Below are 24992 nucleotides of genomic sequence, written 5' to 3' on the forward strand. Positions count from 1 at the left end.
ACTTTCATCTACAGCAGGGCGAAATAATCGTGCGCTAAAACGCATAAGACACCACCTCTCAGCGGTGGTGTCGAGCGTGGTTACGTTGCTTATTTACTCCCAGGCGGCGCCCTCTAGCGCGTCCAGCGGGATTTTGAGATAGCGTTTGCCATTGGCTTCCGGCTCGGGCAAACGTCCGCCGCGGGTGTTGATCTGCAGCGCGTGGAGGATGAGCTTGGGCATGGGCAGCTCGCTGTCGCGCTTATCGCGTAGGGCGATAAAGTCGGCCTCGCTCATGCCGGCCAGGTGCGGGTTCTCCGCTTTCTGCTGCTTAACCGTGCTCTCCCACTGCGGTTCGCGGCCGTCCGGCATGTAGTCGTGGCCGGTGAAGAGGCGCGTGTCGTCGGGCAGGGTGAGAATCGCCTGAATCGAATCCCACAGCACCTTGGCACTGCCGCCGGGAAAGTCCGCGCGGGCAGTGCCGAAGTCCGGCTGAAAGAGCGTGTCGTGAACGAACGCCGCCTCGCCGACCACATAGGTGATGGAGGCGAGCGTATGGCCCGGCGAGAACATGACCCGCGCGTCGAGGTTGCCGACCTTAAACGTATCGCCCTCGGCAAAGAGGTGATCCCACTGGCGGCCGTCGGCGGGGAAATCGGGCCAGTGGTAGATGCCTTTCCACAGCTCCTGTACGTCTTTGACGTAAGTGCCAATCGCGGTCGGTGCGCCGGTTTTCTCTTTCAAGTAGTGCGCTGCGGAGAAGTGGTCGGCGTGTGGATGCGTGTCGAGAATCCACTGTACCGTCAAGCCCTGCTCTTTGACATAAGCCAAGAGTTCATCGGCGTGGTGAGTGGCAGTGGCACCCGATTTTTCGTCGTAATCGAGCACCGGATCAATGATCGCACACTGCTGGGTGGTGGGGTCACTGACGATGTACTGAACGCTGAAGGTACGCGGCTCGAAAAAACCAGCGACATCGGGGGCATTGGCGCCTGTACTAGGTGAAAGGGCAAACGTTTGCATAGGGGCCTCCTAAAAGTGAAGCGGCAAAGCGCCGGTGAGGCGCCTTGCGTTGCTGCATTATACCCGTTAGCTATTTATTCATTCTTTTACGGCTAGATAGATATTGGCGATTGCGTCGCGGTGTTTACAAGGTTTTCTTGCAGAAATACCAATCGGTGTATTCATAGCCCTCGTCCTTGCGCGCTTCTGCGCCTTCTGCCGTGTTGGGCGGTGGAACGATGACAGGCTCGCCAGGTATCCAATTTTCTGGTGTGGCGACGCCGTGTGCGTCACTGGTTTGGAGCGACTTCACCAAGCGCAATACTTCGTCGACGGAACGGCCGTTAGTCATGGGGTAGTAGAGCATAGCGCGTAGCACGCCTTCTGGGTCGATAACGAAGGTGGCGCGGACTGCTGCGGTATCGCTGGCGCCTGGCTGAATCATGCCGTAGGCGTTTGCCACTTTCATATCCAAATCGGCAATGATGGGAAAGGGAATTTCAACGCCAAAGTTATCTTTAATGCTGCGCTTCCAGGCAATGTGCGCATGAACGCTGTCGATCGAAAGCCCCAGTAAGTCGCAGTTAAGCTCGGCGAATTGATCCGCGCGAGTGGCAAAGCCAGAAAACTCGGTGGTGCAGACTGGCGTAAAATCAGCGGGATGAGCAAAAAGCACCAACCAGCGACCGGTATAGTCGCTTAACGATTTTTGCCCATGAGTCGTTTTGGCAGTAAAGCCGGGAGCCGGGCGGTTGAGTTGTGGCATGACAGGTTGAGTCTCTGCTTGTGCTTGCATCGTCTTACTCCATATCAGTGATGGGTGTTTATCGGTAGGAGACGATATCTCCATGTGGGTTATAATGTTAGATTATTTATGAATATAAGCAAGGCAACCTAATCTATAGGGCAAATAGGGTGTGGTTATCGAAATGCCATAAAAAAGGGCGCCGCGAGGGCGCCCAAACCTGCATATAGGAATATGCAGAGGGGGAGATAATCGGTGATGGTGCGCTTAGTGGTAGCCTTCGCCGACTTTGACCTTGCCGCGGAACACCCAGTAGGTCCAGGCGGTGTAGCCGACGACCACGGGGATGATGAAGACAACGCCCACCAGTAGGAAAAGCTGCGATTCAGGCGCTGACGACGCATCCCAGATGGTGTGGTCGGGGGGGACGACCACCGGCCACTTACTGGCGATCAGCCCCAGGTAAGTGAAGATGAAAAGCCCCAGCGCCATCACGAAGGGCAGGCCTTCCTGCTGGCGCTTGACAGCACGGTAGAGCAGGCCGGCGCAAACCAGCGCTAAAATGGGGAATATCCAGATCAGGTGCAGTTGACTCAGCCAGCGCTCGCGCACCTCAAGGCTTACCAGCGGCGTCCACAGGCTGATGATCGCGAATACCCCCAGCACCGCGAACAACAGCCTGGGGGTGATGCGATACGCCCACGCTTGCACATAGCCTTCCGATTTCATGATCAACCAGGTGGCGCCCAGTAGCCCGTAGCCCGCCATTAAGCCGAGGCCGGTGAGCACCGTGAACGGGGTCAGCCAGTCCAGCGCACCGCCGACATAGACGAAATCCTCCACCGCGAAGCCCTGAATATAGGCGCCGACCACCGCGCCCTGGGCAAAGGTGGCGACCGCCGAGCCCCAGCAGAACGCGCGATTCCACCAGTGGCGGTTTTTGCGTGACTTAAAGCGAAACTCAAACGAGATACCGCGAAAGATCAACCCCGCCAGCATCAAGAAGACGCCGATATAGAGCGCGGGCAGAAACACCGAGTAGACCAGTGGGAAGGCACCCAGCAGGCCGGCGCCCCCCAGGACAAGCCAGGTTTCGTTGCCATCCCACACCGGTGCCACGGAGTTCATCATCACATCGCGAGCCTCCTCGTCTGGGGCGAAGGGGTATAAAATCCCCAAGCCCAGATCGAAGCCATCCATCAGGACGTACATAATCACGCCAAAGCCGATAATACCGGCCCAAATCAACGGCAAATATGAATCGATCATGAGCGGGCTCCTTGCATATCACTGTCGTTGTCATCAAACGGCGTATGTGCAGCAGAGAGCGGGCGCTTAGGACGCTCCACTTCGCCATGCGTTTCTTCTGGGTCTTCCAGCATGCCATTGCGTACGACCCGGGTGAGGTAGTAGACACCTACGCAGAACACCACGCTATATACTGCGATATAGCCAATCAGCGTGAACAGCGCCATTCCACCGGTGAGCGAGGGGGTGAGCCCTTGTGCGTGCGTCATGACGCCATACACCAACCACGGCGCACGGCCAGATTCGGTGACAATCCAGCCCGCTAACACTGCCAGGAAGGGCGATACGATCATCGCGACCAGCACTTTGAGGAACATCGGATTTTCGTAAACCCGGCCACGGCGGCGCAGTATCAACCCGCCAATGGCCACGCCGATCATCGCAAAGCCAAGCGCCACCATGATGCGGAACGACCAGAACACAATGGCCACCGGCGGCTGCTCATCAGGCGCTGCCTCGGTAATACCCGGTACGACACCATCAGCGTGGTGGGTCAGGATCAGGCTGGCAAGGCTCGGAATGCCGATTTCGAAGTGGTTGGTTTGTGCGTCTTGATCCGGGATGGCGAACAACAGCAGTGGTACGTTGGACTGGGTTTCCCAATTGCCTTCCATCGCGGCAACCTTAGTCGGCTGGTGCTCTAGGGTATTCAAACCATGAAAGTCACCCACGACCGCTTGCGCCGGTGCTAAAAACAGCAGCAGCCACAAGCACATCGAGAGCGCTTTTTTGTTGGCCTCGACATCGCGCTGACGCAGCAGGAACCAGGCGCTTACCCCTGCGACGACAAAACCACCGGTCAAGAACGACGCCATGCCCATGTGGACAAAGCGGTACCAGAACGACGGGTTAAAGATGGCTTCCATCCAAGACGTAATATGGAAGCGGCCATCAATAACCTCAAAGCCTGCCGGGGTTTGCATCCAGCTATTGGCGGAAAGTATCCAGAAGGAGGAAATAAACGTCCCGACAGCCACCATGATGGCGGCAAACAGGTGTACACCCTCCGGGACTTTATGGCGGCCAAAAAGAAGAACACCAAGAAAAGCGGCTTCCAAGAAGAAAGCCGTCACGACTTCGTAGCTCAGCACGGGGCCGAGGAAATTCGACGTCGCCTGGGAGAAGTTGCTCCAGTTGGTGCCGAACTGAAACGACATCACGATGCCGGATACTACGCCCATGCCGAAGACCACGGCGAAGACCTTGGTCCAGAAGAGCGCCAGGCGATCCCAGGCTTCGTTTTTGGTGGTGTAGAACAGGCCGTGAAGCACGGCGATGTAGGACGCCAAGCCAATGGTGAAGACCGGAAAGATGGCGTGAAATGAGACCACAAAGGCAAATTGCAGCCTTGAGAGCAACAGCGGATCAAGCTCCATGATGACCTCCCAGAGCACGTCGCGGAAAAGAGATAGGCCTTTCCACTAACAATAAAAACCAGCGTCCATATGGCGGCGGCTTTTAGTTTTTAATGGAATATGCTTATCACGTGTATTTTATTTTAGCGTAAACCTCTTTTCGCTATAAGCGTAAGTCACGTTATTGACGAGGACGAATTGTCGCGGCGAAGCACACTTAACCCGTCAGCGACACGGTGTGAGTAATGCCTGGCGGGGCGGGCGCGCGGGCGTGGGTACCATGAACAAGATATATCACGCTGCGTCCACCTAGCCAGGTATCAAGAAAGTTTGACAAATGTTGTGCGGTAAGTTCATCGACGCTAGAAAACGGTTCGTCCAGCAGCACAAGATCCGGGTCGCGTAAAAAAAGGCGCGCCAACGCCACGCGGCGCGCCTGCCCCCCGGAGAGCTGACGGCCGCCTTCGCCTACGCGGGTTTTCAGCCCCTGGGGCAAGGCGCTTGCCCACTCGGCGAGGTCAACGTTTTTAAGCACGCGCCAAAGGGCGTCGTCATTAGCCTCGGGGTTTGCTAGGCGCAGGTTCGCGGCTAGGCTGTCGTCCAAAAGCTCGGTTTGCTGGGTGAGCACGGCGACGCGTTGGCGCAGTGCCTCTTCGGGCCACTGTTCAAGCGCTATGCGGCCAAGCGTGATACGGCCCGCGCTGGGGTAGAGCTGGCGGCTCACCAGCGCGGCCAGGGTGGATTTGCCCGCGCCGGAGGCGCCTGTGACCGCCAAGCGCTCGCCGGGGTGAAGCGTCAGCGACAGCCTATCAAGCGCGGGTTGAAGGGCACCGGGGTAGTGAACGCGCACGTTTTTCAGCGTCAGCGTCCGGGCGCTGGGCGGCACGCTCGAAACCGGGCTGGCTGCGGGCCTTTGCTGGGCGGTGAGCTGATTTAGCCGCGCCGCCGCTCCTTTCGTGGCACCTAACCAAGTGAACGCCGCTGGCAGCGCCCCCAGCGCCTCGTTCATCGCCAGTACCACCATGGGCAGCATCACCATTACCGGGCCGCTAATGCTGCCTGCTTGCCACGCCTGCGCGGCAAGCCAGAGCGTCATCAGCGTGGCGGCGCTCACCAGCCACCCTTCAAGGGCGTTACCCAGCGCCGCTAGACGCCCCAGCGTTCGTTGGCCGGCTTGCATTCGCGCCTCGATGTCATTCAGGCGCGCGCGGTGATCCGCCAAACCGCCATAAGCTTCGAGTTCCGCCAGGCCCTGTAGCTGCTCGATGGTGCGGCTGCGCAACGCTTCCAGGTAATGAACATGGCGCTCGCTTGCCGCGAGTCCAAGCCGCGCCTGCCCCAGCGTTAGCCACAGCCCGCCAAGCAGCAGAATTGCTCCCAACAGGGCACCGGCGAAGGGGACGAACAGCGCCACAAATCCGCTGAGCAACATGATAGCGACCAGTGCGACGGCCGGTGGGGCGAGCAGGCGCAAGTAAAGGCTATCGAGGGTGTCGATATCGGCGGTTAGGCGGTTGAGCCAGTCGCTGGCGCGGCGCTTGGCCAGCGTGCGGCTATCTAGCCGGGAGAGCACGCCAAAGAGCTGGGTGCGCAAATCCGACAGCAGGCGCAGCACCGTGTCGTGGTTATACAGCCGTTCGACGTAGCGGCTCACCGTGCGGCTGACGGCGAAAAAACGGATCGCACCGCCGGGCACGTAGACATCCAGACTGGCCGCCACCCCTGCAGCGAGCAGCAGTCCAGTGATACCGGTCGCGGTGATAAACCACCCAGAAACGGCCAGCAGCCCCAGCGCCGAGAGCAGCGTCAGCGCCATCAACCCCCCCCCCCGCCACAGCCGCGCGCGGCGTTTGGTCAGCGCCGCAAGCCAAGGGCGTAGCGTATTCAGCAGCGAATCAGCGGGGGACATCCGCACCTCCTTCCCCTAACAGAAGCTTGCCCTGGGTAAGATGCCAGTGGCGGTCGGCCAGGGCCTGAACCGCCGGGTGGTGAGTGGCAATGACGAGCGTGCGGCCTGCGTACTTGAGCGCTTCAAGCCCCTGCATGACGGCGCGCTCGGTGTGCTCGTCCAGGCTAGCGGTGGGCTCGTCGAGCAGCACCAGGGGGGCCTCGGAGAGAAACACCCGCGCCAGCGCCAGCCGCTGCGCCTGACCGCCAGAGAGCCCCACGCCGCGCTCGCTGATGAGCGTCTCGATGCCGTGGGGTAGGCGGCTGACCAGTTCGCTAAGACCTGCCTGTGAAAGCGCCTGATAAAGCGCCGAATCGCTTGCTTTTGGCGCGGCGAGGCGCAGGTTTTCCGCCAGGGTGCCCTGGATCAGCAGCGGGCGCTGGTCCATCCAGGCAAAGTGCAGCCCGCCTGCTACCCGGCGCTCGCCGTCGCCGGGGTCGACAAAGCCGGCAAGCAGCTGCAAAAGGGTCGATTTACCGCTGCCGGAGGCGCCGGTGAGCACCACGGTCTCGCCGCGCGCAAGGGCAAGCGTAAGAGGCCCCAGCACCACGCCGCGCTCGGGGTGAGAAACGCAGGCATCTTCCATCTCCATCAGCGTGTCGGGCGCTCGTGGCGTGGGTGGGAGCGTGTGCCCTGTGCGCGTGGCCGGTGGAGACGTAGCGAGCAGCTGGGTTAGGCTATCCGCCGCTCCGAGGGCGGCGGCGCGGTCGTGGTAGTGCTGGGCAAGGCTTCTTAACGGCTGAAAAAACTCCGGGGCCAACAGCAGAATCAACAAGCCGCTAAACAGCGTGAGTTCATCGGAAGGGCCGTAATCGATGTAGCCCAGAAGGCCGAAGCCGATGTAGATCGCCACCACGGCAATGGCCACCGACGCGAAAAACTCCAGCACCGCCGAGGAGAGAAACGCCAGACGCAGGGTGCGCATGCTGCGGGTGCGATACCCTTCCGAGGCCGCCCAAACGCTTCGGCGAGCCTGCTCGGTCTGGCCAAAGAGCTGCAGGGTGGTGAGACTTCTCACCCGGTCGATAAAATGCCCCGAAAGACGCGCCACGGCGGCGAACTGATCGCGATTCAAGCGCTCGGCGCCTATGCCCACTAGGGCCATAAAAAGCGGAATCAGCGGCGCGGCAACGGCAAGAAACAGCGCCGCCAGCCAATCTTGGCTGACGGTGATGATCAACACCCCGAGCGGCAATAGCATCGCCAGCCAGCGCTGTACGCGAAAGCGGGCAAAGTACCCGTCCAGCGCTTCTACCTGCTCTACCAGTTGATACGACAGCGACGCCGAGTGATAGCCGGCAAGACGAATGGGCCCGAGGGCGATGAGGTGATCCAAAAGCCGCTTTCGCAGCCGCTGGCGGATGGCGAGTGAGGCCTGCTGGCTCAGCGTCTCTTGGGTGTAAGTGAGCAGCCCGCGTAGCGGCAGCATCATAAGCCATAGCACAAAGAGCAAACTGAGCTCGCTTAGCGGCTGCGCATTCACTACAAGGGCGGTGACGCACCAGGCAAAAAGCCCCATTTGCCCCCACGTCAGCGCACCGGCGAGTACGCCGCTTGCCACCGCGAGACCAAAGCGGCCGCGCTCGGCGCCGGCGAGCTGGTCGAGTAGTTGCTTGGCACTGGATGTCGCCATGGCCACTCCTTAAACGTAAGCCTCTAAGACGTGCACCCGATAACTTGATTGAAACCGTCAAGTACTGCTCGCTAGCCTACGGTGAACGGCACGCATTACCAAGACGTGTGCGGCAAAGCGTCTCGACAGCGGCTTAATGAATGGCGTATTGAAAGGCGTACATGGCAAAAAATGCCAGCACCACCGTGGTCGCCACGGCATTGGGCGAGGCGTCCTTGAGGGCATCGGGGAGCAGTTCGGCGAAGACCATCCACATCATGGCGCCGGCGGCAAGCCCAAAGCCGATCGGCAAGAACGGCGCGAACCAGGTGACGAACAGAAACGCCGGCACCGCCATTAATGGCTGCGGCAGACTGGTGAAAATACTCCACCCCCCGGCTTTCAGTACCGACATGCCCCGCGGAATCAGTACCAAACTGATGGCCAACCCCTCGGGGATATTATGGATCGCAATCGCCGCGCTAATGAACACGCCGAGCGACTCACCGCCGCCGTAAGAGACCCCCACGCCGACCCCTTCCGCGAAGGAGTGAATGGTCATAATGCCTAAGATGAGCAGCGCTTTGCGCGCGCTGGCACCGCTTAATTCGCTTACGTCAGGGGCCCCACGGCGCTCAATCAGCCAGTCGGAGGCCACAATCAGTAAAAGCCCCAGCGCCATACCCAATAACGTCAGCCAGGGTGCATCGCCGCTTCCTTCGCTCACCAGGCTGTGGCTGGCGGCCAGCATTAGCCCTGCGGCCAGCGCATTGAAAAGACTTAGCCAGCGAGGACTGAACTGCTTCACGAACAGAAACGGCAGCGCGCCTAGCCCAGTCGCGAGGGCGGTAATCATCGCGGCGACGAACACGACCCAGAGGGTAACCTCGACGGTCATAAACGGCTCCTTATGCGGTGTTCCTGGCTATCCGAGTGGGTGGGCTGACAGACATCATCGCGGTCAACATAACATTTTTATTCTTTTTTTGAATTAATTTATTCCGTTTGGCGTTTTTATATTTGAACTGCTACGTTAGAAGCATAAGACAGTGACACCATCAAAGGAGGCTTTATTTATGAAAGAGGTTCGCAAGACCACGCTCCCTATCGTGCAAATGGCCAAAGAGAACGAAGAGTTCCGCCAAGTGATCTGGACGGGGGATAACACCCAGCTCGTGCTCATGGCGGTTCACGCCGGCGGCGAGATCGGCGGTGAAGTACACCAAGGCCACGATCAGCTGCTCTACTTTGTGGAAGGTGAAGGCGAAGCCACCATCGGCGATACCACGGTGCCGGTCCAGGCGGGGGAAGTGAGCATTGTGCCCTCTGGCGTTTACCACAACTTCCGCAACACGGGTAACGTGATGCTCAAGCTCTATACCACCTATTGCCCGCCGGAGCACGCGCCGGGCACCGAACACGAAACCAAGGACCAAGCCGACGCTTACGAATAAAGCAGCGCCTAATGCGGTTGGTCACAGGCGCCGACGATAGGCGGCGCCTCGATCACTTGGTTGCGGCCTGCGTGTTTCGCGCGATAAAGCGCCTCGTCAAGGCGCTTCATGCAACTATGCGTGCAATCGGTGGACTGCAGGGTGGTGACACCGAGGCTTGCGGTAATCGTCCCCACCACGCTAAAGCCGTGCGCGGCGATCAGCTGGCGTAGCCGTTCGGCGAGGTAGTGCGCCTCGCTCAAACCGGTATCGGGCAGCAGTAGCACGAACTCTTCACCGCCCCAGCGGGCGAGCAGATCAGGCACCCGCAGGCTCGATTGGATCAAGTTCGTCAACTCTACCAGCACTTTGTCGCCGACCGCGTGGCCGTGGGTGTCGTTCACCGGCTTGAAGTGATCGATATCGAGCAGGATCAACGCAGTGGAAATACCACTCCGGCGGCGCCGCGCGAGGGCTTTGGCCAGCTCCTCATCGAAGCGCTTGCGATTAAACGCGCCGGTGAGGTGGTCGGTGATGGCGTTGCGCTCAAGCTCCGCTTCCAGGCGCTTCTGCTGGGAAATGTCGCGGATCATGGTCGAGGTCTGATCGACGTTACCGTCCTCATCGTAGTGAACGATAAGCACCTGCGAGACTGGCACTTCGTCGCCGTCAGGGTTAAGAAGCGCGGTCTCTCCCTGCCAAATGCCGTCGCGTAGGGCAGCGGGCATGGCTTCTTGCTCGATGCGCTGTGCGGCCCACTCGGGGTGAAACAGGCGTATCGTTTCGGCGATACTGCGGGTCGCTTGGGGGAGCGCGTAACGCCGCCAGCCTTGCTCGGGATCCCAGTCATCGTTGACACTGGTGGCGGGGAGGCCGTGGAAGCGGCGCCCGGCGCTGTTCATGTAGAGCATGGTGCCATCGGGGCCGTGCATGGTGATCAAATCAGAAGTGCTATCGAGAATCGCCACCAGGCGGCGCAAGTTGTGCTCAAGGGCTTTCTGCTCGGTGATGTCCTGCACGGTGCCGATCATGCGTCGTGCCATACCGGTAGCATTGAACTCTATCTGCCCACGCTCGTGGACCGTGCGCACGCTGCCATCAGGGTGTACCACGCGATGGATGATATCGTAAGGCGCGCCGTGCAGTGCGGCATCAAACGCTGCTTGAACGCGCTCGCGATCATCGGGGTGAACGGACTGCATGAAAATGGCGTGGGTAATGGTTTCGCCTAGGGGGCGCCCGAACATCTGATAGATCTGCTCACACCAGTGGATTTCGCCGCGCTCGAAGTCGGAAACCCAGTTACCTAAGCGGGCAATGCGCTGCGCTTCAAGCAGGTCTTGTTTGCGCTGCAGCAGTGCCTGCCGCTGTGCTTTCTGCGCGCTGATATCGCGCACCGTGGCCTGCAGTACCGTGCCTTCGGGCAAGTCAAGGCGGTAGAGCATCACCTCGGCGGGGAATTCGCGCCCGGCAAGATCGCGCATCTGCCATTCGAAGAAGGCCTGGCCGGTGTTAAATGCCTGCTTAATATAGGTATCGCTTTCGCTAGCGCTGCGCTGGCCGTTGGGCTGCGTAGGTGGTGAAAGCCTGATGATATCGAGTGTGGCGAGTTGCTCGCGGTCTTGAATGCAAAAGAGCGCAAGAGCGGCAGGGTTGCAGTCAGAAATGCGTCCATGCTGAAAGAACAAGATGGCTTCGCGCGACTGGGTAAACGCGGCCCGATAGCGGCGCAAGAGGGCAATGTCCGCGCTATCGTCGGTGCTGGGCGCAGCATAGATCGGTTCTTGGTTTGCCATCTCGGGTCCCTGTCGAGGCATCAAAACGCATGTTTCTTTTTGTTGATACGAACTGCGGGTACGTGGTGTTCTGCACGCCATCCTGGCATTGCCTGTTGAGCCGCTGGCGTATGTTCCCAACGCGTTACACTGTTAAGGTATGGGCAGTTCAATTGACTCAGTCAGTGAGTGTGACTCAAGGTGGCTTCGGCACGCAATAGCCTTGGCTCGTCCCCGTAATGCCCGCCAACAGATAGAGTACCCGTGGCATGTTAAGTGAAATGAGCGCCAATGCGCTAGCAGGGCAGTTTTTTGGTCTGGTTGCCTTGGCCATCTGCCTAATAGCGTTTGCGAGCAAAAACGACGATCGCCTTTTGGTGCTACTGATTTCCGCCAATGTCGCCTTTGCGCTGCAGTTTGTGTTTTTTGCCAGTTGGACGGCCGCCGCGTTGACGCTACTGGTCATCGTGCGGATTCTCCTCGCGCGGCGCTATATGGGCCGCAAAACCGTGATGGTGGGGGTGCTAGCGGCCAATCTCGTTGCGGCCGCGCTGACCTGGCAAAGCGTGGTGGATATGCTGCCGCTTACGGCGGCCATCCTTGGCACGCTGGGTATGTTTATGCTGCGCGGCATTGCCATGCGAGTGGTGCTGGGCCTGGCGGCACTGTGCTGGATGCTTAATAACCTTCTCATTGGCTCGGTGGGTGGCACCTTGGCGGAAGGGCTGATTGTGGTGACCAATATGGTCACCATCGTGCTCATGCTCCGCGCCAAGCGCCGCTACTCCGAGGCGTTTGAAGAGGGCGTCTCTTAGCGGGCGAGGGCGGCGCTCTTTTGCGGCGCGTTGCTCTCCACCGCATCGGCGAGCAGCTCAGCGGTAATCGCCGATAGCGTCCAGCCAAGGTGGCCGTGACCGGTGTTGTAGAACACGGTCGGCAGCTTGCCGCTCCCTACCCGGGGCATCATGTTCGGCAGCATCGGACGCAGACCCGCCCACGGCACCACGCGGCGGGTGCTGACATTGGGGAAGCACTCCTCCACCCAGCGGATCAGCGGGCGAATGCGGTCATCGCGAATATCACGGTTGATGCCGTTGAACTCCGCGGTGCCCGCCACACGGAAGCGGTCGTGACCGAGACGGCTGGTGACGAGTTTGGTTTCGTCATCGAGCAGGCTCACCGTCGGCGCGCCCTCTTGCGAGGTGGCGTCATCCAGCCCGACGGTGATCGAGTAGCCTTTGACGGGGTAGATATTGACCCGGTCGCCCAGCTTGGCTGCCAGCGCACGGCTGCCAATCCCCGCGCACACCACCACGCCATCAAAGGTTTGGCGCACCGGCACGCCATCGGCTTCGGCGGTGACCCAGGCGCCGCTCTCATCAGCGCCCACATCCTGCACGCTGTGGCCATAGTTGAGGGTGGCGCCGCGACGCTCGGCGGCCTGGGCGAGACCGTGGGTGAACTTATGAATATCGCCGGTGGCGTCGCTTTCGGTGTAAAAGCCGCCGTAGTAGTTGCCGGCGAGCGTGGGTTCGATGGCGCGCATCTCCTCCGGCGTGACCGCGCGGCGCTCAAGCCCGCCTTTCGCCAATAGCTCGGAAACACGCGCGGCGTGATCGAAACCGGCTTTATCGCGATAAATATGCAGGATGCCTTTGCGCTTCAAATCGAAGTCGATGGCTTCGTCCTCGGCCCACTGAAACAGGTGTTCGCGCGCAGCGATGGCCAGCCGTGCCGTTTCACTGGTGTTGTCGGCGTACTGCGGAATCGCGCGGATGAATTCGGCGAACCAGCTTAGTTTGTGCCAGGAAGGGCGCGGATTGACCAACAGCGGAGCGTCGCGGCGCAGCATCCAGCGCATTCCCTTGCTCACCGTGGGCCAGTGATTCCACCCCTCGGCATTGGAGGCGGAGAGCTGCCCGCCATTGGCGAAGGAGGTCTCCATGGCGGCGTAGCGGTTTTTTTCAAACACGGTGACATCGAAGCCGCGCTTGAGCAGGCTATAAGCGGTGGTAATGCCGGTAATGCCGCCGCCGATAACGGCGATATGGCGGGGGGAAGCAGCAAGCATGGTGTCTCTCCGAAATTTAGGCGTCAGGGAAATACACGTTGGATTAACGCGGGCTAAGTCAACGTGTGCCCCTTCCGTCTATAACCTGAGAGATTCACAAGCGGCGGGCTTGCTTGCTCCTTCGGTGGGCTGAATGACGCAGATATCAGCCACTCTTCGGAAAGTGTTCGCGCAAACGGTCCGGGGGCCTGAGAGTTTCCGGGGCGGTTGCTCCTTCGGCGCTGCCACGGTAGGGATCCATGAGGATCCAGGGCAGTCTCTCCCGCAAGCGCGTAAATCATGCTAGCGTGAATTAATACCGCGTAACGTAAAGATAGTTCAATTCATCAAAGGTCTAGTGATGCAGGCAAACGGCTTTTTTCAGGGAATCGGCGAAGCCGTTGGCGAGGCGATTCAGGCGCTGGTGGCGTTTCTGCTCGCGCTATTTACCCAGTTCTTCGACGCCTTTGAAGCGTTTATCGACGGCTTAGCACGCGCGCTGGGTATCAGCCCTTCGTTTTTCAGCATCTTGGTGCTGGTGATAGGTCTGTGGCTGTTGTGGGGCGCACTGCGCGCTTTTCTGCGCGGGGCGTTTATCAGCGGCATTGTGCGCACCCTCTTAGGGCTTTTGGTGCTCGGCTGGTTGTTGATGTAGCGGCCGGGGCGATGAGTTCGCTCGCAGACGGTCGGCGAGGGCAAAGGTGTGCGGGTCGTCGATATCGAGCTCACGCAGGGCGCAAGCGAGATTGAGCAGGTACTCGCGGTTGGCGCCGCTGGGGCCGTGGGCGCGATCAATATGAGCGGCGATGGCGTCAAGCGGAGCGTCGCCCAGGTAGGCGGGATTCTCCTCGGTGGCGAGATAAACGAGCCCCTTGGCGTGGGTGCCGTCGTCAAAGGTCAACGTGGTGAGTTCGCGCAGATAGCCGTTTTTCTCGCGGATATCCAACGGCTTGAGCGTCTCTCCCGTGATACGGTAGGCCATGCCGTGACACACCGCCTCTGGCGAGGCAATTAACGTCACTACGCGACCGGGGGCTTCGGGGGTGCCGCGATGGTCGTGCGACCCCTGCCAAAAGCGCCGCTCCCAGCCGCGGATAAAGGCGCGGCGACGCTCAAGAAACGCAAAATCCGCTTTCCAGATCAGCGAGCCGTAGCCAAATAGCCAAACGGATTCATCGTCGCCCACGCGCTGGCGCTGTTGGTTAAGCGTGCGGGTATCGAGCATGGAACACTCCTGGGGTTTTGGCTTGTGTGTTGAACGAAAAGCGCTGGTATTGATTGTATCAGCAACCGGGTAAAAGGAGCTCAGAGCGATGCGTGCGATTTTTCTTACCGATAACGGCTCGCTGCGACCGCAAGCCACCTTCAACCTGCGCCGTGTGGCGGGAAGGCTTAGCGAGGTATGCGGCGAGCCCGTGCGTGCCGCCTCGCTTCTGCACTCCCATAAAATCCCCGCCGAGCAGCTTGATGGTGAGCCGGCTATTACGCTTGGGCCTCTCGCCGAACGCGCCGCTGAGGCCGGCGCGAGTGACATCATCATCGTGCCGTTTTTCTTCGGCCCCAGCCGAGCGCTGACCGATTACTTGCCAAAGCGGATGGGCGAGTTGCAGGCCCGCTTTCCGCATGTTGCCGTGCATGTGGCCAAGCCGCTGGTGGATGAGCGCTCGCCGGTGGATCTACGCTTGGCGCATTTACTCGCCGATAACGTGCGCGAGCGAATGACGCCGGGCGCGCCGCCAAAAGTGGTGCTGGTGGATCACGGTAGCCCGATTCCCGAGGTCACGGCGGTGCGCAACCGCTTGGCGGGGCAGCTAAGCGTGCTGCTGGCCGAGGAGGCCGCCTGCGTGTGCGCGGCCTCCATGGAGCGGCGCGAGGGCGAGGCTTACCGCTTCAACGAGCCGCTTTTAGCGCATCTGCTAGCCGAGCCCTCGTTTGATCACGGCGATGTGGTGCTGGCCATGCTGTTTCTCTCCCCGGGGCGTCACGCCGGGGAGGGCGGGGATATCGCCACGATTTGCGCGACGGCTGAGCAGTCGCATCCAGGACTTAGCGTGGTGCCCACGCGGCTTGTGGGTGAGCATGACGGGATCACCGCGATCCTCGCCTCACGCCTTGACGCCGTGAATACAGGCGACGTGCTGCTGACCTTGCCGCCGCTTAGCCGATGATGCGCGCGTAGGTCTCTTCGGTGGCGGGTTGGCGATCGCCGTCGAGCATGTCGCCTTCAAACATCTTGCCCATCTCTTTGGCCAGGTCCACGTACACCACCATTTGCTGGTTGCGGCGTTTACGCAGCGGCGGTTTCACCAACAGGCTGATGCCCCTGATCGGCTCGTGGACTTCACCGCGGAGTAAGTCGGGCATGTCACCGGGCGGAAACGCGTTGGCAATGGTGATGGGGTTGGAGGGTTGCTCGCCGTCGATATGAAAGACTTTTTTCACGGGGTCGAAGGTGGCCCCTTTCTCTTTTAACCACTCGGCCAAACGCTGATCGGTTGCCTCGTCGGGGTTAGAGAAGATAACAAACAGCGAGTACTTCTTGCCTTTGGCGGGACGTTTGTCGGTTTTTCCGCTATCGCCCTCCTCGCTTTCTTGGGCTTGGCGGTTATCGGATGCCGAGGTATCGCGAGGCTTTGTGTTTTTCTCATGCTTGGCGGCGGACGCTTTGCGTCGGCGATGGGGCAGCGCCAGGTAAATCAGCAGCGCAATCGCCGCGATGCCTAACACGAGTGAGCTAAGCGCTAGCGCTGCCACTAACGGGTTGTCCATTGACGTCTCCTGTGCAAAACACGTGGGCGGCAACGATGCTGAAATCCCTATGCGGCATCGGGTTATTATTAGGTGATTAGGATAACCCTGAGTAGGGAGTAAACCAACTTCTTAGGTAGCAAAGATGTTGTGATTGACGCTAAACGCCAAGATGGCTGCCATAAGAGCCAATCCGCGGGTGTAGGTTGTTTCGCTTAGGGACTCGGTGGGCCTTGAGAGGCGAGCATGACAAATTATAGCGTCTGTTGATATGCATCAACCAAGAGGATGAAATGTGTTTTGCAAAAAACGTACAATGGTTTTTATCAACATATTCGTATAAATAAGTCGAAAAGCTGAGTGAAAAACCCCTATATTGCCGCGTAACCGGCACGAGGAGTAAAAATGCGCATAACGATAAAGGCGCGTCTGATCACGGTGATCAGCGTGATGTTGGTATTGATGCTGTTGGTCGGTGTCATGGGCTTTAGTGGCATGGTGACCTCTAATCGTTCGGTCGATACCATTTATCAGCAAAACCTTCGCGATACGCAGCGCATTGCCGCCATCAACCAGCACGCCAAGGATATGATCATGGAGTTGGCGCTGGCGGGGCAGCACGACCCCATTCTTCCCGTAAGCGATTTACACAATCACGAAGTGCAGATGCACATGGACAATATCGTGATGAACCTGTCGGAAATCGATGCTCACTGGCAAGAGCTGACAGCGCATGATTTATCGCCTGAAATTCAAGAGGTGGCTGATCAGTTCATGGAGGATTATCGTCAGCTTCTAGGTGCCGTGGCACCGGTTATGCCGATGTATTCGACTGGCAATTACGATGCGGCTAATGAGAAAGCGTTTACCGAAGCGCTGCCGGCCTACCGTCAAATGGATGAAACCCTGACCGAGCTGATTGAGCTTGAGGAGCAGGCCGCCCAAGCCGAGTACCTCAATGCCGAGTCGCAGGCGAACTTTATGCGTAACCTAATGATCGCAGCACTTGTTGTCGCGGTCATCTTGGGCGGTATTATGGGCTGGCTGTTGATTCAGCGTATTACCCAGCCGCTGGCGTTGGCGCGCCGTCACTTCCACGCCATGGCGGAAGGGGATTTGACCCACTCGATCCAGAGCTCACATCGCGATGAAATCGGCGATATGTTGCAGGAACTCGACGATATGCAGTCCAAGTTGCAGTCGTTGATTGGCGAGATCAAGACCTCGGCGGATGCTATCTCGACCGCCTCTTCGCAAATTTCCACGGGCAATATCGACCTCTCCCAGCGGACCGAGGAGCAGGCCTCAAGTCTGCAGGAAACCGCCGCCAGCATGGAGCAGGTGGCCGCCACGGTGAAGAACAACACCCAGCATACCGCTGAGGCGAACCAGCTCGCTCACACCGCCAGTACCTCGGCGAGCCAAGGGGGCGAGAAAGTCACCGAGGCGGTGGGCAAAATGCACGAGTTGACCCAGAGTTCGGAGAAGATCAGCGGCATTGTCGCGATGATCGACGGTATTGCCTTCCAGACCAATATTCTCGCGCTTAACGCGTCAGTGGAAGCCGCGCGCGCCGGTGAGCAGGGCCGTGGCTTTGCCGTCGTCGCTCAAGAAGTGCGCAGCCTGGCCCAGCGCAGTGCCGATGCCGCCAAGCAGATCCAAGAGCTGATCGTGGAAAACGACGAGATCGTAACGCAAGGGAGTACGGTGGTAGAAGCCGTGGGTGACTCCATGAAACAGATCGTCACCAACATTGGCAGGGTCTCCGACCTGATGGAGGAAGTGAGCCAGGCATCCACCGAGCAGAGTTCCGCGATCGAGCAGATGAATACCGCAATTAACCAGATGGACGACGTGACCCAGCAAAACGCCGCGCTGGTTGAGCAAACGGCCAATGCCTCGGCGTCGATGGAAGACCAGGCGCGGGATCTGGCCAATGCCGTGGCGTTCTTTAAATTGAACCATACCAGTGCGCGTCCGGCGCTTTCGGCCTCAGCGCCTTCCAATGAGATGAAGCGCCCAGCGCTTGGCGGTGGCAGTCACTCCAGTGCGTCTTCCAGCTCGGAAGGGTTGCGCCGTCCTGAAGCAAAGCAAACCGCCACGCAGCACAACGACGATGACGACTGGGAAACGTTCTAACCCTCAGCGTATCGCTTAGCGCGAAATGAAAAACGCCGCTGGCCTTCAAGCCAGCGGCGTTTTTGTGAGTGTCACTGATTACCCTTTTCGGCAAAACGGCCAGACTTGGTAAAACTTGCGGCACTGAAACTCCGCTTCGCAGCTTGCAAGCTGCGAGCGGTAGCGACCGGCGCGGGTGGCGACCTGGCGTGCGGCGCGCTGTACCGCCGGTTTGGCGCGGTAGCTGCCACGCTGATAGCCGCCGGCACCTTCGTGGTAGGCGAGATAAAGGTGCTCGGGGTTATTGAGTGAAATCCCCGTTTGCGCGCGCGTCCGGGTGTTGTACCAGCCGATAAAGTCGGTGGCGTACTTCATGTGCGTGCGCCGGGCGAAAGTGCTGCCCGCTTGGTCGCGGTACTCACCCCAAACAGGGTCTTGGGCTTGGGCGTAACCTTTGGCCGATGACGGACGCGGGCCGGGTATAAAGCCAAGGTAGCGTTTGCGCGCGGGGCGGATATGACTGCGAAACGAGGACTCCTGCTGAATAAATGACATTTGTGTGGCGATCGGTGTGCCCCATTTGTCTTCGGAGTCGCGGGCGTAGTCGTACCAGCTGGGCTGCTCGCGGAATATTTCGCAGATATTGCTTTGGTCCTGCGGCGGGCTGGGCGCAAAGACGGCGCAGCCGGAGAGCAAAAGCATCAGCAAAAGCGCCGTGGCAAAAGGCGTACGTAGGATCATGGTAATTCTCTTTTAGTGACTCATCGGCATGACCGGGCGCACCGGCGCGGTCAGCTCAAGGGTGTCGCCGTTATCAAAGCGGAGCGTCAGCGCCACTTCGTCGCCTTTGCGCACGGGGCTTTCCAGGCCGATAAGCATAAGGTGCAGCCCGCCGGGGGCGAGGTTGACTTCGCCGTTGGCCGGCACCTCGATCTGCTCGATTTGGCGCATCTGCATCACCCCATCGACCTCCACGTGGTTGTGCAGCTCGCTGTGGGCGGTGAGCTCGTTATCCGCGCTGATTAAGCGTACTGGCGTATCACTCGTATTTTGTAGCGTCATAAAGGCGGCGGTCGCGGGTGAGCCGGGCGGCACTTCGCGCACGAAAGCGTCAACGGCATTGATCGCGGCGGCGTGAGCCGTGGTCGCTAGCAGCAGCGCACTGGTGGCTGCGGAAAAAAGTATCGACTTCAGCATAGGAGGGTCTCGTGTGATGATGGATAACGCGACAAGCATCATACAAGGTTTTCTTACCGCGCCGCCAAAGTGTGCGACACCGCGTCCTAGGGCTTGATTTGCAAAAGCCATCGATCGCGGTAGCGTAGGGGGGTCAATAATGAAGGAGAGTGCTATGTATATCGCCATGAACCGTTTTCGCATCGCGCCCGGCCGTGAGGAGGATTTTCTCAACGTCTGGCGTAACCGCGATAGTCATCTTGACGAGGTGCCGGGGTTTAAGCAGTTTCAGATGCTCCAAGGCGAAGCCCAAGAGGATCACACGGTGTTTATTTCCCACAGCGTCTGGGAGTCAGAAGAGGCGTTTCGCGCTTGGACGAAATCCGAGGCGTTTCGCAAGGCCCACGCCAACGCCAAAGCGCCGGAAGGTATCTATCTCGGGCCACCCCAGTTTGAGGGCTATCAGGTCGTACTGTAGGAAATAAGTATGAACGATAGATGATAGGGCTAAATCAAATAAATGACATACATCAATACTATGTAGTAATCCCGGGCGGAAACAGCTTAAAAAGTGTGCTAAATGAGGCACCCTTAATAAATCCCCTTATCCCTCATAATGACAATAGGTACCCGGCGCTATGCCAGACTCCCCCGATCAGTTGGCGGCTGAATCGCGTTTATACCACCGCCTTCGCGTGAACGCCGTCGTGCTTTATGTGCTGGCGCTGATCGCGATGGTGGCGATCTGTACGTGGCTATTGAGCGACCAATACCGCGAGGATATTGAGGCGGCACACGAGCGTAACGCCACGCGAGCCGATTTAATCGCCGAATGGGTGAACAGCACTTTTGCGCTAAGTGGCTATGTACTAAAGGATATTGCTCAGCTTTTGGAGTCGCCGCTGCTATCGCGTATGAACGAATATCAGCAGCTTGAAAAGCTGCTGATAAAACGCCGCGACAGCTTGCCGTTGATCAACGGCATCGCCGTGATTGATTCGCGCGGCCAGGTACTGGTGAGCTCAAATACGGACCATCCGCCTGGGTTTGACACCAGCGAGATGCGCTTTTTCCGCGCCTTTCAGCAAACGCCGTCGCTTGATCACTACGTAACGTCGCTTGTGTGGTTGGAGCAGGAGAGCCGCTATGCCCTATTCCATGCGCGCCGGCTGCGTGGCTTACAGGGCTACTTCGAGGGGTTGGTCGCGGTGCGTATCGATCCGCGGTTATTTGACGACACCTTGCAGCAGTTGACGGGGCGACACGGCGAGAGCATGGCGATCATGGATGGTGAAGGCCAGCTGCTTGCGCGCCGCCCCGATAAGGCAGCGTCATTGGGGATGGCGGTCAAAAATACCGAAGTGGAGCGTTTTCTTGCCAGCGGAGATGATACGCGCACGGTGCAGATGGTGTCTCCCGTGGATGGCGAAGAGCGACTTTATTGGATGCAGCGCTTAGAGTCGCTCCCCTTTGCCATCGTGGTGGGAGAGAGTACCGATACGCTGCTAGCCGGGTGGCGGCAGCGGCTGATGATTTTGAGTTTGATCGCGCTGCTCATGGCGGTGCTGGGTATTTTTGTCGTCCGCCACTACCTCAATCGGTTGCAGTTATCCCAGCAGCTACATAAGCGGATGCAAGAGCGGGAGGAGGCGCGCGCACAAGCGCAAATGCGCGAAGCACGCCTGGAAGCGCTCGTACACTCGATCCAGGATATGATTTTTGTCTTCGACGAGTACGGCCGTTTTAGCTATATCCACGCGCTGGACGATGACCACCTCCTACGCACTCGAACGGAGGTGATCGGCTGCCATTACAGCGAAGTGCTCCCCACGGAAGTCACCCAAGCGCTTACCGGTACGTTCTACCGCGTTCAGCATAAACGCGAGACCCAGGAGCTGGAGTATTCGCTGAATATCAGCGGTAAAGTGCGCTATTTTCATGCGATTTTAAGCCCGCTGGCCGATGCAACCGGCATGTTTAACGGCGTGCTGGCCGCGGTGCGCGATGTGACCCAAACCAAGATCAACGAAGCGGAGCTGCGCATCGCCGCGACCGCGTTCAAAACGCATTTGGGCATGATTATCACCGATGCGCGCGGACGTATCCTCAAGGTCAACGATACCTTTACCCAAATTACCGGCTACCAAGAGCATGAGGTGCTGGGTAAGAACCCGCGGATGTTTAGCTCCGGGCGCCACGACCGCGAGTTTTATCACAAAATGTGGTCCGACGTGGCCAAAACAGGCAGCTGGGAAGGCGAGATTTGGAACCGGCGCAAAAACGGCCAGGTCTTCCCAGAATGGCTGACGATCAGCGCCGTTCACGACGAGCAGGGGCGGCTCACCCACTACGTCGCCACGCTGAATGACATCACCGAAAGCAAAGCCGCCGAGCAGGAAATCCATCAGTTAGCGTTTTATGACCCGCTCACCGGGCTTGCCAATCGCCGCTTGTTTATTGACCGCATGGAAGCCGCCCTCAAAGATAGCGAGCGTCATGCGCAGCACGGCGTGCTGCTGTTTATCGATTTGGATAACTTCAAGCAGGTCAACGATACCCTAGGGCACTACGCCGGTGATCAGCTGTTGCAAAACATGGCGCGCGAGTTGGCCCAAGTGCTGCGTGATAGCGATACCCTGGCGCGGTTAGGCGGCGATGAGTTCGCCGTCTTGATTCACGCCCTCAATCGCGACGTGGAGCAGGCCGCGCGTTTAGCGGAGGGCATCGCCCTGAAGCTTCTGACCGCGATTCGTCGCCCAATCGATGTCAATAACGAAACCGTGCTGGTGACCGGGAGTATCGGTATCACGCTGCTCGATGACAGCGTGAACAGCGTCGATGACTACCTGCAGCAGGCGGATATGGCCCTCTTCCAGGCCAAGGAAGCCGGCCGCGACACGCTGAGCTTCTTCGACCCCAATATGCAGGCTGCCCTCGTCTCGCGGGCGAGGCTGGAGAAGGATCTGCGCCAAGCCTTAGCCAACGATGAGTGGCGGCTGGTGTATCAGCCGCAGGTGGACCTAGAAGATCAGCTCACCGGCGTTGAAGCGCTGCTGCGCTGGCAGCACCCGGAGCGCGGTATGGTTTCGCCGGGGGAATTCATCCCCATTTTAGAGAGCACGAGGCTGATCAACGAAGTGGGCTTCTGGGTGCTGGAGATCGCTTGCCATCAGCTGGCCGAGTGGCAGCAGCAGCCTGAGGCGGCCCATCTCACCGTGGCGGTGAACATCAGCCCGATTCAGTTCCGTGAAGACAACTTTGTCCCCAAGGTAAAAGCGATGTTGCGCCGTACCGGCGCGCCGGCGGATAAGTTAAAGCTCGAAGTCACCGAGTCACTGTTCGTTGAAGCGCAAGAGGAAACCCGGCGTAAAATGGAGTATTTACGCGCACAAGGGCTGCGCTTCTCCTTGGATGACTTTGGCACCGGCTACTCATCGCTCTCTTACCTGGCGCAACTGCCGCTTGATCAGCTCAAGATCGACCAGAGCTTTGTCTTTAAGGTGCTCGAAAGCCCCGCCAACGCCGCGATTGTGGAGAGTACCATCGCGCTGGCGCAGAGCTTGGGGCTTTCCGTGATTGCCGAAGGCGTTGAGAGCCGGACGCACAAAAACTGGCTGGCTCGCCACGGCTGCTACGCCTTCCAAGGGTATCTGTTTGGCCGGCCAATGGCCGTTAAAGAGATCGAAGCGATGCTGTTGTGACAGATGTTGTTGTGACAGAGGTTCTTGTGACAGATGTTGTTATGACTTAGGTGAGCCGCTCAAGCAGCGGCGCCACCGCGCGGGCATCGGCGCTGGGGATGATCACTTCCAGGCGTGAATCCTGTCGCCAGGAGGTGCTTTCCAACTGAAAGGTACCGCCGGCGCGATTGACCTTTTTCCAACCGTGCTCGGTGTGAAAGACACCTTTGATGCGCGCCGCCGCGGGGAGCTCTCCCAGGGTGGCCGCGAGGTGGTCGAGATCAAAGCGTGTGCCGGGATGCCAGCGCATCCCCGTACTGGTGTAACCCAGCGAGGTGCCGGTTTCGATTTGGGGCTTGCCGGGGGGCGGTGGAAAATCGAAAAACTCCCCCGCCAGGTGACCTTGCGGGCTTTGCGCCCGGTGCGCTTGTGGCATCGCGCCGCTTTCCGCTTGGCTGACGTCGCTTTCGTACAGCAGTTTGATCGGCAACTCGCCATGAGGCGCATCGTGCACCCACTTGCGCGGCGGCCAGTGCTCCCGCGCAAGGCGGTGGGCGGCGTCGATCTGCTCAGCGCTGCTGTGGTCGAGCATCGTGATGGCAATGGCGTCGGCGATGGCGAGCTGATCCTGGAAGGTCTCGTGCTCGCGCACACGCGGCTCCTCCAGCCGGCGAGGGTCGAGCGTGGCGATAATATCGCGCACCTCAAGCGCATCCGCGAAGGCCTCGCTGCGCAATAGGTCAATAAGCCCCGCCGGGTGGCCCAAGCCCGAGGGCTCGATAATCACCCGGTCAGGCTTGGCGCGGGCGATCAAGTTGACAAGTCCGGCTTGCAGCACAAAGGCCAGCTGGCAGCAGAGACAGCCGCCGGGCAACCCCTTCACCGCGACGTCGTCGCGCTGTTCAAACATCGCCTGATCGATGCCGATCTGGCCGAACTCGTTGACCAGGATCGCCCAGGTTTCATCCACAGGCTTCTGTGCAATCAGGCTGTGGATAAGCGTGCTTTTGCCGCTGCCCAAAAAGCCGGTAATGATATGTACCGGTACGCGTTTTGCCATCTTTAACCGCCGGTCATGTTCATAAAGCGCACGACCTGAACGTCACCGTCGGTGGTGAAGTGGTGGCGCTCGGGTTTTTTCGGCAAGGCATTGACGATGGCCATTTTTAGCGCGTCCATGTCGCCGGGGTAGCGGCGCAGCACCGCGCGTAGGTCCACCGAGTGCTCGTTACCCAAGCAGAGCAGCAGCCGCCCCTCAACGGTGACGCGAACGCGGTTGCAGCTTGCGCAGAAGTTATGGCTGTGCGGCGAGATAAACCCGATACGTGAGTCGCTGTCGGCCATTTTGAAGTAGCGCGATGGCCCCGGCGTGGCTTCGGTGGTAGGCGTGAGCGGATAGCGGCGTTCGATGTGCGCCTGTACCTCGTCGCTGGAGCAGTAGGTCTCATCGCGGCCATGGTCGGAAACATCACCAAGCGGCATCTCCTCGATGAAGCTGATGTCGAGCCCTTCCGCCCGGGAAAACTCGACCAAATCGAGCACTTCGTCGTCGTTGCGGCCTTTTAGAATCACGGCGTTGAGCTTGATGCGCTCAAAGCCGGCTTCCTTCGCTGCCCGAATGCCGTCGATCACCTTGGACAAATCGCCGGTGCGCGTCAGGCGTTTAAAGCGGCCGGGGTCGAGCGAATCGAGGCTGATATTGAGGCGGGTGAGGCCACTCTGGCGTAGGCGCTCGGCGAACTTGGGGAGGCTTGCGCCGTTGGTGGTCATGGTGAAGTCATTGAGCCCCGGCAGGGCGCCGATCTCATCGACAAGCTGTTCGACGCCGCGGCGCACCAGCGGCTCGCCACCGGTTAAGCGGATCTTCTCCACGCCCATCTCGGTAAAGGCGCGCGCGATCATGCCCATCTCTTCCAGGGTGAGTATCTGCGCGCGGGGGAGAAACGTCATCTCCTCGCTCATGCAGTAAACGCAGCGGAAATCACAGCGGTCGGTCACCGAGAGGCGAACGTAGTTGACCCGGCGGCCAAAACTGTCGATCAGCTGTTGAGGTATTGTGTGCG

Annotated in this window: 22 protein-coding genes and 1 riboswitch; of the genes, 7 read left to right on the plus strand and 15 right to left on the minus strand. The window is 59.3% G+C overall.

The annotated features are described in order from the left end of the window. Positions 1-93: 93 nt before the first annotated feature. The 7 genes from BQ9846_RS10935 to BQ9846_RS10965 all read right to left on the minus strand — a co-directional run bounded on the left by BQ9846_RS10935 (position 94) and on the right by BQ9846_RS10965 (position 8847). Positions 94-1002: an MBL fold metallo-hydrolase gene (locus BQ9846_RS10935; protein WP_075880991.1), complete on the minus strand. Its 909-nt coding sequence runs from the start codon at positions 1000-1002 to the stop codon at positions 94-96. Positions 1003-1126: 124 nt separating this feature from the next. Continuing rightward, positions 1127-1777, minus strand: a complete 651-nt coding sequence (locus BQ9846_RS10940; RefSeq protein ID WP_075880992.1) for a peroxiredoxin — start codon at positions 1775-1777, stop codon at positions 1127-1129. 216 nt (positions 1778-1993) lie between these two features. Next, positions 1994-2995 (minus strand): cytochrome d ubiquinol oxidase subunit II, encoded by a 1002-nt coding sequence (locus tag BQ9846_RS10945; protein ID WP_075880993.1) that lies wholly within the window; start codon positions 2993-2995, stop codon positions 1994-1996. Then, positions 2992-4410, minus strand: a complete 1419-nt coding sequence (locus BQ9846_RS10950) for a cytochrome ubiquinol oxidase subunit I (RefSeq protein ID WP_075880994.1) — start codon at positions 4408-4410, stop codon at positions 2992-2994. Before BQ9846_RS10950 ends, BQ9846_RS10945 begins: the two co-directional genes overlap by 4 nt. A gap of 196 nt (positions 4411-4606) precedes the next feature. Further along, positions 4607-6298: a thiol reductant ABC exporter subunit CydC gene (gene cydC, locus BQ9846_RS10955; protein WP_075880995.1), complete on the minus strand. Its 1692-nt coding sequence runs from the start codon at positions 6296-6298 to the stop codon at positions 4607-4609. Next, entirely contained in the window at positions 6285-7970 is a 1686-nt protein-coding gene (gene cydD, locus BQ9846_RS10960) for a thiol reductant ABC exporter subunit CydD (protein WP_075880996.1), read from the minus strand. The genes cydC and cydD overlap by 14 nt, the downstream gene beginning before the upstream one ends. Before the next feature lie 133 nt (positions 7971-8103). Next, a complete protein-coding gene (locus BQ9846_RS10965; protein ID WP_075880997.1) occupies positions 8104-8847 on the minus strand; it encodes a ZIP family metal transporter in 744 nt (247 codons plus the stop codon). Positions 8848-9025: 178 nt separating this feature from the next. Here BQ9846_RS10965 and BQ9846_RS10970 point away from each other — a divergent pair, with 178 nt between their 5' ends. Then, complete coding sequence (locus tag BQ9846_RS10970; protein WP_075880998.1) at positions 9026-9403, plus strand: cupin domain-containing protein; 378 nt, start codon at positions 9026-9028, stop codon at positions 9401-9403. 8 nt (positions 9404-9411) lie between these two features. Here the strand turns inward: BQ9846_RS10970 and BQ9846_RS10975 are convergent, their stop codons facing one another. Continuing rightward, entirely contained in the window at positions 9412-11178 is a 1767-nt protein-coding gene (locus BQ9846_RS10975; protein ID WP_083651567.1) for a sensor domain-containing diguanylate cyclase, read from the minus strand. A 248-nt stretch (positions 11179-11426) separates the two neighbouring features. Here BQ9846_RS10975 and BQ9846_RS10980 point away from each other — a divergent pair, with 248 nt between their 5' ends. Further along, positions 11427-11972, plus strand: a complete 546-nt coding sequence (locus tag BQ9846_RS10980) for a YgjV family protein (RefSeq protein ID WP_075880999.1) — start codon at positions 11427-11429, stop codon at positions 11970-11972. Here the strand turns inward: BQ9846_RS10980 and BQ9846_RS10985 are convergent. Further along, entirely contained in the window at positions 11969-13228 is a 1260-nt protein-coding gene (locus tag BQ9846_RS10985; RefSeq protein WP_075881000.1) for a D-amino acid dehydrogenase, read from the minus strand. The two genes, BQ9846_RS10980 and BQ9846_RS10985, sit on opposite strands and share 4 nt — an antisense overlap. Before the next feature lie 166 nt (positions 13229-13394). Then, positions 13395-13503: riboswitch (glycine riboswitch) on the minus strand. A gap of 65 nt (positions 13504-13568) precedes the next feature. Here BQ9846_RS10985 and BQ9846_RS10990 point away from each other — a divergent pair. After that, positions 13569-13862, plus strand: coding sequence for a hypothetical protein (locus BQ9846_RS10990; RefSeq protein ID WP_075881001.1), 294 nt, complete (start codon positions 13569-13571; stop codon positions 13860-13862). On the opposite strand, the gene BQ9846_RS10995 is transcribed toward BQ9846_RS10990, so the two are convergent. After that, complete coding sequence (locus BQ9846_RS10995; RefSeq protein WP_075881002.1) at positions 13827-14432, minus strand: gamma-glutamylcyclotransferase; 606 nt, start codon at positions 14430-14432, stop codon at positions 13827-13829. The two genes, BQ9846_RS10990 and BQ9846_RS10995, sit on opposite strands and share 36 nt — an antisense overlap. 88 nt (positions 14433-14520) lie before the next feature. Here BQ9846_RS10995 and BQ9846_RS11000 point away from each other — a divergent pair, with 88 nt between their 5' ends. Beyond that, positions 14521-15375 carry a sirohydrochlorin chelatase gene (locus BQ9846_RS11000; RefSeq protein ID WP_075881003.1) on the plus strand — a complete coding sequence of 285 codons (855 nt, stop codon included), beginning with the start codon at positions 14521-14523 and terminating at the stop codon, positions 15373-15375. Here BQ9846_RS11000 and BQ9846_RS11005 read toward each other — a convergent pair. Beyond that, the gene (locus BQ9846_RS11005; RefSeq protein ID WP_075881004.1) at positions 15365-15976 is read right to left on the minus strand and encodes a cell division protein ZipA C-terminal FtsZ-binding domain-containing protein; all 612 of its coding nucleotides are present in this window, start codon (positions 15974-15976) and stop codon (positions 15365-15367) included. The two genes, BQ9846_RS11000 and BQ9846_RS11005, sit on opposite strands and share 11 nt — an antisense overlap. A gap of 384 nt (positions 15977-16360) precedes the next feature. On the opposite strand from BQ9846_RS11005, the gene BQ9846_RS11010 reads away from it, so the two are divergent. Continuing rightward, on the plus strand, positions 16361-18094 hold the full coding sequence (locus tag BQ9846_RS11010; RefSeq protein WP_075881005.1) for a methyl-accepting chemotaxis protein: 1734 nt from the start codon (positions 16361-16363) through the stop codon (positions 18092-18094). Positions 18095-18172: 78 nt separating this feature from the next. Here the strand turns inward: BQ9846_RS11010 and BQ9846_RS11015 are convergent, their stop codons facing one another. Together BQ9846_RS11015 and BQ9846_RS11020 are read right to left on the minus strand one after the other, a co-directional pair. Next, positions 18173-18814 carry a transglycosylase SLT domain-containing protein gene (locus BQ9846_RS11015; protein WP_075881006.1) on the minus strand — a complete coding sequence of 214 codons (642 nt, stop codon included), beginning with the start codon at positions 18812-18814 and terminating at the stop codon, positions 18173-18175. 12 nt (positions 18815-18826) lie between these two features. After that, the gene (locus BQ9846_RS11020) at positions 18827-19270 is read right to left on the minus strand and encodes a copper chaperone PCu(A)C (protein ID WP_075881007.1); all 444 of its coding nucleotides are present in this window, start codon (positions 19268-19270) and stop codon (positions 18827-18829) included. A 154-nt stretch (positions 19271-19424) separates the two neighbouring features. Between BQ9846_RS11020 and hmuQ the strand changes: the two genes are divergently transcribed. Beyond that, positions 19425-19727 carry a heme-degrading protein HmuQ gene (hmuQ, locus tag BQ9846_RS11025; protein WP_075881008.1) on the plus strand — a complete coding sequence of 101 codons (303 nt, stop codon included), beginning with the start codon at positions 19425-19427 and terminating at the stop codon, positions 19725-19727. Between the two features lie 160 nt (positions 19728-19887). Continuing rightward, the gene (locus tag BQ9846_RS11030; protein ID WP_075881009.1) at positions 19888-22950 is read left to right on the plus strand and encodes an EAL domain-containing protein; all 3063 of its coding nucleotides are present in this window, start codon (positions 19888-19890) and stop codon (positions 22948-22950) included. 46 nt (positions 22951-22996) lie between these two features. Here the strand turns inward: BQ9846_RS11030 and BQ9846_RS11035 are convergent, their stop codons facing one another. Both BQ9846_RS11035 and moaA read right to left on the minus strand, forming a co-directional pair. Continuing rightward, positions 22997-23989: a CobW family GTP-binding protein gene (locus tag BQ9846_RS11035; RefSeq protein ID WP_075881010.1), complete on the minus strand. Its 993-nt coding sequence runs from the start codon at positions 23987-23989 to the stop codon at positions 22997-22999. A 2-nt stretch (positions 23990-23991) separates the two neighbouring features. Then, positions 23992-24984 carry a GTP 3',8-cyclase MoaA gene (moaA, locus tag BQ9846_RS11040; protein WP_075881739.1) on the minus strand — a complete coding sequence of 331 codons (993 nt, stop codon included), beginning with the start codon at positions 24982-24984 and terminating at the stop codon, positions 23992-23994. Positions 24985-24992 lie beyond the last annotated feature (8 nt).

The organism is Vreelandella massiliensis (genome assembly GCF_900155385.1).
In the GTDB taxonomy this organism is placed as follows: Bacteria; Pseudomonadota; Gammaproteobacteria; order Pseudomonadales; family Halomonadaceae; genus Vreelandella; species Vreelandella massiliensis.